We start from the raw sequence: 12047 nt of genomic DNA, 5'->3' as shown, positions 1-12047 counted from the left end.
TCTGTGCGGCGGCCGCAAAAAAGGCCTGCTGACGCAGGCCCTTGGAGCGAGTGAGCGCGTTGGAATCAGCGCTTCTTGTTGCCCAGAATGCCGCCCAGCACGCCGCGCAGAATCTCCTTGCCCAGACTGTTGCCCACGGTGCGTACCGTGGACTTGGCCATGGTCTGCACCAGACCGTCGTGCTGGCCGCCGCGCGGGCCGGTACGGCCGAACAGCAGCTCCTTGAGTCCGTCCATCATGGAGTCCGTGGCGCTGCCTTGCGGGGACGTTCCGGCCGCTCCGGCAGCAGCCGGGGCATCGCCGGGCTTGGCGGGCGTGGCGCTCGCAGTGCGGTCGCGCAATATCTCGAAGGCCGATTCGCGGTCCACGGCTTTCTCATAGACGCCGGCGACCAGGGAACCATCGATCAGCGCCTTGCGCTGCTCGGCCGTGATGGGGCCGAGCTGGCTGCCGGGCGGAATCACGAACACGCGCTCGGTCACGCTGGGGCGGCCTTTTTCGTCGAGGAAGCTGATCAGGGCCTCACCCACGGCCAGCTCGGTGATGGCTGCGGCAATGTCCAGACCGGGATTGGGGCGCATGGTGGAGGCTGCCGAGGCCACGGCCTTTTGGTCGCGTGGGGTGAAGGCGCGCAGGGCGTGCTGCACGCGGTTGCCCAGCTGTCCGAGCACGCTGTCGGGAACGTCCAGCGGGTTCTGGGTGACGAAGTACACGCCCACGCCCTTGGAGCGCACCAGGCGCACGACCAGCTCGATGCGTTCGATCAGCACCTTGGGCGCATCGTTGAACAGCAGGTGGGCCTCGTCAAAGAAAAACACCAGCTTGGGCTTCTCGGGGTCGCCGATTTCCGGCAGCTGCTCGAACAGCTCGGACAGAAGCCAGAGCAAAAAGGTCGAGTACAGGCGCGGCGCATTCATCAGCTTGTCGGCCGCCAGCACGTTGATCACGCCCATGCCATTGGCATCGGTCTGCATCAGGTCGTTGATGTCGAGCATGGGCTCGCCAAAGAACTTGTCGCCGCCCTGGCTTTCAATGGTCAGCAGCCCGCGCTGTATGGCTCCCACGCTGGCCGAGCTGATGTTGCCGTACTGGGTGGTGAACTGCTTGGCGTTGTCGCCCACAAAGTTCAGCATGGCGCGCAGATCCTTGAGATCCAGCAGCAGCATGCCGTTGTCGTCCGCAATCTTGAACACCAGATTGAGCACGCCCATCTGGGTCTCGTTCAGATTCAGCATGCGGCCGATGAGCAGCGGGCCCATGTCCGAGATGGTGGCGCGCACCGGGTGGCCCTGCTCGCCGAACACATCCCACAGCGTGGCAGGGCAGGCCAGGGGCTGTGGCAGGTCCAGGCCGCGATCCTTGAGCGAGGCCGCCAGCTTGCCTTCGATCTTGCCGGCCTGGCTGATGCCGCTCAGGTCTCCTTTGACGTCGGCCATGAAAACCGGCACGCCGATCTGCGAGAAGCTTTCGGCCAGTTTCTGCAGTGTGACAGTCTTGCCGGTGCCTGTTGCGCCGGTGATCAGGCCATGCCGATTGGCCAGTCCGGGCAGCAGGGTACATTCTGTGGCAGAGTGCTGGGCAATCAAAAGGGGTGAAGCCATTTCGGGTTTCCTCTGGGGGGGCATGCAGTCAAAAGTAAAATCGCTCCCGCTAGGTTAAATCAAATATCAAAGGATTCCCTGTGGCAGGACACAGCAAATGGGCCAACATCCAGCACCGCAAGGGTCGCCAGGATGAAAAACGTGGCCGCATCTGGACGCGCATCATTCGTGAAATCATGGTCGCAGCCCGCCAAGGCGGCGGCGACCTGAGCGCCAACCCGCGTCTGCGTCTGGCGGTGGACAAGGCCAAGGCCGCCAATATGCCGGCCGACAATATCAAGCGCAATATCGACAAGGCCACGGGTAACCTCGACGGCGTGACCTACGAGGAAATCCGTTACGAAGGCTATGGCATCGGCGGCGCGGCCATCATTGTGGACACAATGACGGACAATCGCGTACGTACGGTGGCCGATGTTCGCCATGCATTCAGCAAGTACGGTGGCAATATGGGCACCGAAGGCTCGGTGGCCTTCCAGTTCAAGCATGTGGGTCAGATCATGTTCGCCCCCGGCACGGACGAAGAAAAAGTCATGGAGATCGCGCTGGAAGCCGGTGCCGACGATGTGATCACCGATGACGAAGGTGGCATCGAGGTGCTGACGGCCCCCGGCGACTTTGAAGCCGTGCGTGACGCACTGCAGGCCGCCGGCTTTACCGCCGACATGGCCGAGGTGACCATGCGCCCCGAAAATACAATCGCCCTCGAAGGCGATGATGCAGCTCGCATGCAGAAGCTGCTGGACATGATTGAAGACTTGGATGACGTTCAGGACGTCTACCACAACGCAGAACTATGAAAATTCTTGTGATTGGCGGCGGTGGCCGTGAGCACGCTCTGGCGTGGAAGTTGGCCGAATCGCCCAAGGCGACCAAGGTCTATGTGGCTCCCGGTAACGGTGGCACTGCCCTGGCTGGCGGCAAGCTGGAGAACCTCGACATCACCGATGTGAAGGCTCTGCGCGAATGGGCCCAGGCCGAAAAGATTGCCGTGACCGTCGTGGGGCCCGAGGCTCCGCTGGCGGCTGGCGTGGTCGATGAGTTCCGTGCCCACGGACTCAAGGTCTTCGGCCCGACCAAGACTGCAGCCCAGCTGGAGTCGTCCAAGGCTTTCTCCAAGGACTTCATGGCGCGCCACAGCATCCCCACGGCGCAATATGAAACCTTCACCGACCCGGTTGCGGCCCATGCCTATGTGGATCGCCTCGGTGCACCCATTGTCATCAAGGCCGACGGCCTGGCGGCCGGCAAGGGCGTGGTGGTTGCCATGTCGCTGCAGGAAGCCCACGACGCCGTGGACTTCATGCTGGTGGACAACAAGTACGGTGTGCAGCACAACGAAGGCGGTGCACGCGTCGTGATCGAGGAATTCCTCGATGGCGAGGAAGCCAGCTTCATCGTGCTGTGCGACGGCAAGAACGTGCTGGCACTGGCGACCAGCCAGGACCACAAGCGTCTCAAGGACGGCGACCAGGGCCCCAACACCGGCGGCATGGGCGCTTATTCGCCGGCACCTGTGGTGACCGCCGATGTGCATGCCCGCGCCATGCGCGAAATCATTCTGCCCACCATCCGCGGCATGGAAAAAGACGGTGTGCCCTATACCGGCTTCCTGTACGCAGGTCTGATGATCGACAAGGCAGGCCACCCCAAGACGCTGGAGTTCAACTGCCGCATGGGCGATCCGGAAACCCAGCCCATCATGATGCGTCTCAAGAGCGACCTGGTGGATGTGATGCTGGCAGCCTGCGAAGGCAAGCTCGACCAGCTGGAGCTGCAGTGGGACCGCCGTACCGCATTGGGCGTGGTCATGGCTGCTGCCGGCTACCCCGAAGACCCGCGCAAGGGCGATGTCATCACCGGTCTGCCCGCCGCAGCCGACGATGCCATGGTCTTCCATGCCGGCACCCAGCTGGGTGATGACGGCCAGCCTGTGACCAGCGGTGGTCGTGTGCTCTGCGTGACCGTGTTGGCCGACAGTGTCAAGCAGGCGCAGCAGAAGGTGTATGACGTGGCACGTGGCATCCACTTCGATGGTGCCCAGTATCGTCGTGACATCGGCTTCCGTGCCGTCAAGAAGGCCGACTGATGAACCAGACATCCTCATCTTCTGTGGCTGATCAGCTGCCTGTGGCCGAGGTGCGTGAGTACCTCATGGGTCTGCAGACCCGCATCACCGAGGCGCTGGAAGCCATCGAAGGCGAGGGTGGTGCGCGTTTCCTGGCCGACGCCTGGCACAAGGAGCCGGGCGAAAAGCTGCAAGGCAACGGTGTCACCAAGATCATGGAGGGCGGGCGCGTGTTCGAGCGCGCAGGCTGCGGTTTCTCGCATGTGCGCGGGCCGCAACTGCCGCCCTCGGCCACACAGCATCGGCCCGAACTGGCCGGTGCGCCGTTCGAGGCCATGGGCGTGTCGCTGGTATTTCATCCGCGCAGTCCCTTGGTGCCAACGGTGCACATGAATGTGCGCATGATTTCGGCCGGCCATGAGGGGCAGCCCAAGACCTGCTGGTTTGGCGGCGGCATGGATTTGACGCCGGTCTACGGCTTCGAGGAAGACGCCGTGCATTTCCATCAGATCTGCCGTGATGCGCTGGCGCCATTTGGCGATCAGCTCTATCCGCGTTTCAAGCAATGGTGCGACGAGTACTTCTTCCTCAAGCATCGCAACGAGCAGCGCGGCATTGGCGGCATCTTCTTCGATGATTTCAGCGAACTGGGCCAGCAGCAGAGCTTTGCCATGCTGCGCTCGGTTGGCGATGCCTTTCTGAAGGCCTATCTGCCCATCGTGGAACGCCGCCGGAATGCGGAGTACACACAGCAGCAGGTGGATTTCCAGCGCTACCGCCGTGGCCGCTATGTGGAATTCAACCTGGTCTGGGACCGCGGCACGCATTTCGGCCTGCAGTCCGGCGGCCGCACCGAATCCATTTTGCTGTCCATGCCGCCTCATGCGGACTGGAGCTATCAGCGTGAGGATGCGCCCGGTACTCCCGAGCGCGATTTGCTCGAGAAATTCCTGATTCGCCGTGACTGGCTTTGAGACGCAGGCCTTTATCCAATAGGTCTGCTTCCCCTGCTGATCGGGCATAAAGCCCTGTCAGCAGGGAAATTTTTAGAAAACTATAATTTCCATAGCTGGATGCGCGCTATCGACTGGCGCGTCAACCTTTTTCAATGCGTGAAGAGCACGGGTCTTAGGGGCCTGAACGCAGACGCTAACCCAGCCCTGATACGGGTGTGGCGCAGCACACGCTATATTGATCCCATCATTTACTGATTCCATCGCCTGATGACCACCTCCACCAAATCGGATTCCGCAGCCAAGCGCGACGTCACCAAACTCCAGCGAGCCATTGTTGACGGCCTCGAAGACGTCAAGGCCCACGACATCCAGGTGTTCAACACCGAAGCACTGTCGCCGCTGTTCGAGCGCGTGATCGTGGCCTCGGGTACTTCCAACCGCCAGACCAAGGCACTTGCCTCCAGCGTGCGCGAAGCCGTCAAGGAAGCTGGGTTTCCCGTGCCCCGCCAGGAAGGTGAGCAGAACGGCGAATGGATCATCGTGGACTGCGGCTCGGTGGTCTGCCACATCATGCAGCCGGCCATCCGCCAGTACTACCGCCTGGAAGAAATCTGGGGCGAGACACCGGTGCGCATGAAGATCGGTGCCGCCAAGCCCAAGCCCGCCGAAGTGGCCGCCAAGAAGCTGGCTGCCAAGCTGGCAGTGGAAAAGGCAGCTGCGGAAAACACCGTGGTCGAGAAAAAGCCTGCCGCCAAGAAGGCTGCGGCCAAGAAGCCCGCCACCAAGACGGCTGCCGGTGCCAAGCCTGCGGCAAAGAAGCCTGCTGCCAAGTCCGCCGCTGCCAAGACGGTCAAGACCGTGGTCGTCAAGCCCAGCACGCCCCGTACTGCCAAGCCGGTTGCGGCCAAACCCGCAGCCAAGCGTGCTCCCCGCGCCAAGGCCTAAATGAAGCTGACCATCGTGGCTGTAGGCCTGCATGTGCCCGACTGGGCGCAGACGGCCTACGACGATTACGCCAAGCGCTTTCCGCCCGAACTCAAGGTCGAACTCAAGGCCGTCAAGACCGAGCCGCGCGGCTCCAAGACGCTGGAGACCCTGTATGCGGCAGAGCGCAAGCGTATCGAAGCCGCCATCCCCAGGGGCACTCGCATCGTGGTGCTCGACGAGCGCGGCACCAATCTGACCACCAAGGCGTTGGCCCAGCGTCTCAAGGGCTGGCAGCTCGAGAGCGATGATGTGGCCCTGGTCATCGGCGGACCCGACGGGCTGGACCCCGAGTTCAAGGCCGCGGCACACGAGCGCATCCGTCTGTCCGACCTGACCCTGCCGCATGCCATGGTGCGCGTGCTGCTGATCGAGCAGCTCTACCGCGCCTGGTCGGTCAATGCCGGCCATCCCTACCACCGCGAATAAGCGCTTGTGAGCTGACTCTGCGTGCAATTTCGCGCAGTGCGTGATACTATGATTTTGATAGCCTTTTGCGCTTTATATATGGGCGCTAGAGGCCATTTTTAATCAAAATCATGGCGCCATTTCTCTATCTTGCATCCCAAAGTCCCCGCCGTCGTCAGCTGCTGGAGCAGCTGGGCGTGGCGCATGAATTGCTGCTGCCCAATGCAGCGGGTGATATCGCCGAGGATGCCGAGGCCATAGAGGCCGAGCTGGTCGGGGAGGACCCCCATGATTATGTGCAGCGCGTGACGGCCGGCAAGCTCGATGCAGCCGTGGCTCGCCATGCGCGGCGCGGTTTGCCGCAGGCGCCCATTCTGTGCTCCGACACCACCGTGGCCCTGGGAAAGCAGATTCTGGGCAAGCCCGCCGATGCCGAAGACGCGCGACGCATCCTGCATCTGCTCTCCGGGGCCGAACATGAGGTGCTGACCGCCGTGGCGCTGCAAAGCGGCGTGCGGCGTCTGCAGGCCCTGTCGGTGTCCACCGTGCGCTTTGCGTCCATGACCGAGGCGCAGATCGATGCCTATGTGCTCACGGGCGAGCCCATGGGCAAGGCCGGTGCCTATGGCATACAGGGCAGGGCGGCCGCACATATTGCAGAGATTCGTGGCAGCTATTCGGCCATCATGGGCCTGCCGGTTTATGAAACTGCCGAGCTTTTGCGCCAGCTGGGCTGGTCGCTCTGAACCTTTGGCGCAATCGGCACTCTGTTCTTGAGTCTTCCCTGCGGGAAGGTCTGCATGGCAGCTGTCTTGCGCCAGCCATGCGCGCGTCGCACACTGGGCGCAGCAAAAGCCAGGACATATAAAGAAAGAACGACAGTCAATGCAGCAAGATATTTTGATCAACTGGTCGCCGCAGGAAACGCGGGTGGCGATTGTCGAAAACGGCGCCGTGCAGGAGCTGCACATGGAGCGCCCGCTGGAGCGGGGACTCGTCGGCAACATCTATCTGGGCAAGGTCTCGCGTGTGCTTCCAGGCATGCAGTCCGCCTTCATCGATATCGGTCTGGAGCGTGCGGCCTTTTTGCATGTGGCCGATGTCTGGCAGCGTCAGGAAAATGGCGAAGCCCCGATGTTCGCGCGCAAGGACCAGCCGCTGACGCCCATCGAAAAGCAGGTGTTCGAAGGGCAGTCCATCATGGTGCAGGTCATCAAGGACCCCATAGGTACCAAGGGTGCGCGCCTGTCAACGCAGATCAGCATTGCGGGGCGTCTGCTGGTGTTTCTGCCACAGGACGACCACATCGGCATCTCCCAGAAAATTCCCCAGAACGAGCGCGATGCCTTGCGGGCTCGTCTGCAGGAGCTGGTCGGCACCAAGGAGGGGGGCGGTGGCGGCGGGTTCATTCTGCGCACCAATGGCGAGGAATCCAGCGATGCCGAGCTGGCCGATGACATCCGCTATCTGCGCAAGACCTGGGCGCGCATCAAGGATGCGGCGCAGAAGCTGCCCGTCATGTCGGTGCTGCATCAGGATCTAAACCTGCTGCAACGTGTGCTGCGGGATCTGGTCGGCGAGAACACCCAGAGCATTCGCATCGATTCGCGCGAGCAGTTTGCGCTGCTCAAGAGCTTTGGCCAGGAATACATGCCGGCGGCTGTGCCCAAGCTGGCGCTTTACAAGGGCGAGAGGCCGATTTTCGACCTCTACAACATCGACGAGGAAATCGCGCGTGCGCTGGGGCGGCGGGTGGATCTGAAGTCGGGCGGCTATCTGATCGTCGATCAGACTGAAGCCCTGACCACCATCGATGTGAATACCGGCGGCTATGTAGGTGCGCGCAATTTTGACGACACCATCTTCAAGACCAACCTGGAAGCGGCGCACGCCATTGCACGTCAGCTGCGGCTGCGCAATCTGGGCGGCATCGTCATCGTGGACTTCATCGACATGGTGCGCGAGGAGCACCAGGGCGAGGTGCTCTCCGAATTCCGCCGCCAGCTGGCACGCGACCGCGTCAAGACCATGGCTGGCGGCTTCTCTCAGCTGGGCCTGGTGGAGATGACGCGCAAGCGTACGCGCGAGTCGCTGGCCCATATGCTGTGCGAGCCCTGTGAAGCCTGCTCCGGCAAGGGCAATGTCAAGACCGCGCGCAGCATCTGCTACGAGGTGCTGCGCGAAATCCTGCGCGAAGCCCGCCAGTTCAATCCGCATGAGTTCCGCGTTGTGGCATCCCCCAAGGTGGTGGAGATGTTCCTCGACGAGGAAAGCCAGCATCTGGCCAGTCTTTCGGACTTCATTGGCAAGCCCATTTCGCTGCAGGCCGAGACTGCTATGGCGCAGGAGCAATACGATATCGTGCTGCTGTGAGTGAGAGTGCATTCAGCGTCATTTGCTCCAGTAGATCCGCTACGACAGCTGCATCGATTACCTCGTTGCTTGTTACGCAAATCGCACGTATCTGCATTGCGCAGCCGTAGCCCATGGCTTCACTTCCTGGGTTGCACAGATCGCTTATTCCACCCGAGGCGCGTGTTTGCTCGCGTGAGCGATGGCCCCAGAGTCTGCCTGGCAACTGGCCCAGGTGCGTTGTAGAGATTCAAAAAAATAGCGGTCAGCGCTTTATCCATAAGCACCAGCCGCTATTTCCATGCATTTCCTGATGGGGCAGGGCATTGCCGCCCCGCCGTCAGGTGCAGGATCAGAACAGATCCATGGGCAATGCCATTACGCTGGCCGCGCCGTTGATCACAGCATCGGCCTGACCGGACACTCGGGTCAGGATATGTTCGGCATAGAACTGTGCCGTGGCCAGCTTGGCCTGCATGAAGGCCGTGTCCTGGCCCTTGGCCAGCAGCTCCTGCGCAGCCAGCACCGAGCGGCCCAGCTGCCAGCCGGCGATCAGATTGCCGGTGAGCATCAGATAAGGAACGCTGCCGGCATAGGCCGCATTGGGGTCGGCCTTGGCCTTGGCCACGATGAAGTCCACCACCTGCACAAAGGCCTGACGGGCCTGGGCCAGATTCCTGGCGACCGCCTTGGCCGTATCGGTGCCGCTGGCGATGAGAGCCGCCTCGGTCTTCTCGATCTGGGCGGCAATGGCCTTGGCGGTCTGGCCGCCATCACGTGCGGTCTTGCGGCCGACCAGGTCGTTGGCCTGGATGGCGGTCGTGCCTTCATAGATGGTCAGGATCTTGGCGTCGCGGTAGTACTGGGCGGCGCCGGTTTCCTCGATGAAGCCCATGCCGCCATGCACCTGTACGCCCAGGCTGGTGACTTCCAGGCTCATTTCGGTGCTGTAGCCCTTGACCAGGGGCACCATGAATTCATAGAAGGTCTGGTTGGCCTGACGCACTTCGGCGTCCGGGTGGTGGTGGGCGGCATCGTAGGCGGCAGCGGCGGTGGTTGCCATGGCGCGGCAGCCCTCGTTGCTGGCACGCATGGTCATCAGCATGCGGCGCACATCGGGGTGGTGGATGATGGTGGCGCTGGCCTTGACCGAGCCGTCGACGGGGCGGCTTTGCACGCGTTCCTTGGCGTAGGCCACAGCGTGCTGGTAGGACCGCTCGGCGACGGCCAGGCCCTGCAGGCCCACGGCATAGCGCGCTGCGTTCATCATGATGAACATGTATTCGAGGCCGCGGTTTTCCTCGCCCACGAGGTAGCCGATGGCTCCCCCGTTGTCGCCAAATTGCAGCACGGCTGTGGGCGAGGCCTTGATGCCCATCTTGTGCTCGATGCTGACGCAGTGCACATCGTTGCGCTTGCCCAAGGAGCCGTCCTGGTTCACGAGGAACTTGGGCACGACAAACAGGCTGATGCCCTTGACGCCTTCGGGCGCCCCCGCCACGCGGGCCAGCACCAGGTGGACGATGTTGTCCGCCATATCGTGCTCACCATAGGTGATGAAGATCTTGGTGCCGAAGACCTTGTAGCTGCCGTCGCCCTGAGGCTCGGCCCTGGTGCGCACCAGGGCCAGGTCGGAGCCGGCCTGGGGCTCGGTCAGGTTCATGGTGCCGGTCCATTCGCCGGTCACGAGCTTTTCCAGGTAGGTGGACTTGAGCTCGTCACTGCCGGCAGTGAGCAACGCCTCGATGGCGCCGTCGGTCAGCAGCGGGCACAGCGCAAAGCTCAGGTTGGCGCTGTTGAGCATCTCGATACAGGCCGCGCCAATGGTCTTGGGCAGGCCCTGGCCGCCAAAGTCCGCAGGGTGCTGCAGGCCTTGCCAGCCGCCTTCGGCATATTGCTTGAAGGCATCGGCAAAGCCGGGAGTCGTCGTGACCACTCCATCCTTGAAGGACGAGGGATTGACATCGCCGGGAACATTCAGGGGAGCGACCACGCCTTCGCAAAGCTTGGCGCATTCTTCGAGAACGGCCTGCGCGGTTTCCAGTCCCGCATCTTCAAAGCCGGGAATCTGGGCGACCTGCTCGATCTGGGCCAGGTGCTCCATGTCGAACAGCATGTCTTTGATGGGCGCTTTGTAGGTCATCGTCTCTGTTTCCTTGAATACTGGCCCGGCTGGCTGCCTGGCCTAGGTTGTGCCTTGGATTGTTGGGGATGTTGCCTGCCACGGATGGCAGGGGCTTCCCTCGACTTCATGTCCGGTGCCTGGCAAGAATGCCAGGTCCTCGCATTGGTTTGACGTTTACGTAAACGGAATGATTCTAGGGGCTGTGACGGGCTTGCCGCAGTCGCAGACGCGCAATATGGTGGCCAACGCTTGCGGCAAGCTTTCAATCAAAGAGAAACTTTATAGTTAACTTTTTTGACCTGGTGTTTACCCGTGGTGTCGCGTAAAGACAAGAGGGCGGCGCTCTCGGGAAATGTCCTGGAGCCGAATTCCCATAAATTCAGTCCAGTCTGAATGGAGGAATACCGGGGATATGGCCTAAGTCATTGATTCGTATTGCTTCTGTTCGAGGTGAGGCGGTGTGCCGTATCACCTTTCGATTGGTATCTGACTGGGAGTTTGTATGGCTAAAGTAATCCGTTATCACGAAGTTGGCGGCCCCGAGGTGTTGCGACAGGAAGACATTGAAGTCGGCCAACCCGGTCCAGGTCAGGTCCGTCTCAAGCAGGGCGCTGTGGCCTTGAACTTTGCCGATACCTATTTCCGCTCCGGTCTGTATCCCGCTCCTTTGCCCGCAGGCGTGGGCAGCGAGGCTTGCGGCACGATCACGGCCGTGGGCGACGGCGTGACGGATTTCAAGGTCGGCGACCGCGTGACCTATACCGGCGCGCTGAACACCATCGGCGCTTACGCCACGGAGCGCCTGATTTCTGCTGCCCCCCTGATCCGTCTGCCTGACAACATCAGCTTTGAAACCGCAGCAGCCATCACCATGCGTGGACTGACGGCGGCTTACCTGATGCGCCGCATCTGGGACTTCAAGAAGGGCGACACCATCTTGCTGCATGCTGCAGCCGGTGGCGTGGGCCTGCTGGTGTCGCAGTGGGCAAAGCTGGAAGGCCTGAACGTGATCGGCACAGTCTCCAGCGATGCCAAGGCCGAAGTGGCCAAGGCCAACGGCTGCGTTCACACCATCAACTACAGCCACGAAGACGTGGCCAAGCGCGTGCGTGAGTTGACAGACGGCGTGGGCGTGAATGCCGTCTTCGACAGCGTGGGCAAGGACACTTTCGAGGGCTCGCTCAACAGCCTGAAGGTGCGCGGGCTGATGGTCTGTCTGGGTACGGCTTCGGGCTCCATTGCGCCATTCAACCCGCAGATTCTGGCCGGCAAAGGCTCGCTCTTCCTGACGCGTCCTGCATCGGCGCATTACATCGCCGACCCCGCGGAGCGTGCAGAGCTGGCCAACGAACTGTTCGCCCATGTGGCCGAAGGCCGTATCAAGGTGGACATCAGCAAGCGCTATGCGCTGGAAGACGCCGTTCAGGCTCACCGCGATCTGGAAGCCCGCAAGATTGTGGGATCGGCCATCTTCACGCTCTGAGATACCGAAGGCAGCACTTCTGTATGAAAAGGGCTGAGCCATTCAGCCCTTTTTTGCATCAACCCCGGTG

At 61.8% G+C, this 12047-nt stretch carries 10 protein-coding genes; 8 read left to right on the top strand and 2 right to left on the bottom strand.

Features of this window, described 5'->3' with window-relative positions:
- Positions 1-65 precede the first annotated feature (65 nt).
- Complete coding sequence (locus EIC84_RS15270; protein ID WP_046460843.1) at positions 66-1601, bottom strand: helicase HerA-like C-terminal domain-containing protein; 1536 nt, start codon at positions 1599-1601, stop codon at positions 66-68.
- 80 nt (positions 1602-1681) lie between these two features.
- Between EIC84_RS15270 and EIC84_RS15265 the strand changes: the two genes are divergently transcribed.
- The 7 genes from EIC84_RS15265 to rng all read left to right on the top strand — a co-directional run bounded on the left by EIC84_RS15265 (position 1682) and on the right by rng (position 8390).
- Complete coding sequence (locus EIC84_RS15265; protein ID WP_003053891.1) at positions 1682-2401, top strand: YebC/PmpR family DNA-binding transcriptional regulator; 720 nt, start codon at positions 1682-1684, stop codon at positions 2399-2401.
- Entirely contained in the window at positions 2398-3690 is a 1293-nt protein-coding gene (gene purD, locus EIC84_RS15260; RefSeq protein ID WP_003062772.1) for a phosphoribosylamine--glycine ligase, read from the top strand. The genes EIC84_RS15265 and purD overlap by 4 nt, the downstream gene beginning before the upstream one ends.
- Positions 3690-4643, top strand: coding sequence for an oxygen-dependent coproporphyrinogen oxidase (gene hemF / locus EIC84_RS15255; protein ID WP_003062773.1), 954 nt, complete (start codon positions 3690-3692; stop codon positions 4641-4643). Before purD ends, hemF begins: the two co-directional genes overlap by 1 nt.
- Positions 4644-4892: 249 nt before the next feature.
- Positions 4893-5570 (top strand): ribosome silencing factor, encoded by a 678-nt coding sequence (gene rsfS, locus EIC84_RS15250; RefSeq protein ID WP_003062774.1) that lies wholly within the window; start codon positions 4893-4895, stop codon positions 5568-5570.
- Positions 5571-6038, top strand: a complete 468-nt coding sequence (gene rlmH / locus EIC84_RS15245) for a 23S rRNA (pseudouridine(1915)-N(3))-methyltransferase RlmH (protein WP_003053899.1) — start codon at positions 5571-5573, stop codon at positions 6036-6038.
- A 110-nt stretch (positions 6039-6148) separates the two neighbouring features.
- Positions 6149-6763, top strand: a complete 615-nt coding sequence (locus EIC84_RS15240) for a nucleoside triphosphate pyrophosphatase (protein ID WP_003062775.1) — start codon at positions 6149-6151, stop codon at positions 6761-6763.
- A 139-nt stretch (positions 6764-6902) separates the two neighbouring features.
- Positions 6903-8390 (top strand): ribonuclease G, encoded by a 1488-nt coding sequence (gene rng, locus EIC84_RS15235; RefSeq protein WP_003062776.1) that lies wholly within the window; start codon positions 6903-6905, stop codon positions 8388-8390.
- Positions 8391-8721: 331 nt separating this feature from the next.
- Here rng and EIC84_RS15230 read toward each other — a convergent pair whose 3' ends face one another.
- A complete protein-coding gene (locus EIC84_RS15230) occupies positions 8722-10512 on the bottom strand; it encodes an acyl-CoA dehydrogenase (protein ID WP_003062777.1) in 1791 nt (596 codons plus the stop codon).
- Between the two features lie 484 nt (positions 10513-10996).
- Here EIC84_RS15230 and EIC84_RS15225 point away from each other — a divergent pair, with 484 nt between their 5' ends.
- Positions 10997-11977 carry a quinone oxidoreductase gene (locus EIC84_RS15225; RefSeq protein ID WP_003062779.1) on the top strand — a complete coding sequence of 327 codons (981 nt, stop codon included), beginning with the start codon at positions 10997-10999 and terminating at the stop codon, positions 11975-11977.
- Positions 11978-12047 lie beyond the last annotated feature (70 nt).

This window comes from Comamonas sp. A23 (assembly GCF_004522605.1).
Taxonomy (GTDB): domain Bacteria; phylum Pseudomonadota; class Gammaproteobacteria; order Burkholderiales; family Burkholderiaceae_C; genus Comamonas; species Comamonas thiooxydans.
Note: the sequence above shows the minus strand (reverse complement) of the source record. Positions and strands in the feature narration are given on the sequence as shown.

Excerpts from the sequence above, each read along its gene's own strand:
- EIC84_RS15230 (WP_003062777.1), bottom strand. The coding sequence starts at position 10,512 with ATGACCTACAAAGCGCCCATCAAAGACATGCTGTTCGACATGGAGCAC.
- purD (WP_003062772.1), top strand. The coding sequence starts at position 2,398 with ATGAAAATTCTTGTGATTGGCGGCGGTGGCCGTGAGCACGCTCTGGCG.
- rsfS (WP_003062774.1), top strand. The coding sequence starts at position 4,893 with ATGACCACCTCCACCAAATCGGATTCCGCAGCCAAGCGCGACGTCACC.
- EIC84_RS15225 (WP_003062779.1), top strand. The coding sequence starts at position 10,997 with ATGGCTAAAGTAATCCGTTATCACGAAGTTGGCGGCCCCGAGGTGTTG.
- EIC84_RS15240 (WP_003062775.1), top strand. The coding sequence starts at position 6,149 with ATGGCGCCATTTCTCTATCTTGCATCCCAAAGTCCCCGCCGTCGTCAG.
- rng (WP_003062776.1), top strand. The coding sequence starts at position 6,903 with ATGCAGCAAGATATTTTGATCAACTGGTCGCCGCAGGAAACGCGGGTG.
- rlmH (WP_003053899.1), top strand. The coding sequence starts at position 5,571 with ATGAAGCTGACCATCGTGGCTGTAGGCCTGCATGTGCCCGACTGGGCG.
- hemF (WP_003062773.1), top strand. The coding sequence starts at position 3,690 with ATGAACCAGACATCCTCATCTTCTGTGGCTGATCAGCTGCCTGTGGCC.
- EIC84_RS15270 (WP_046460843.1), bottom strand. The coding sequence starts at position 1,601 with ATGGCTTCACCCCTTTTGATTGCCCAGCACTCTGCCACAGAATGTACC.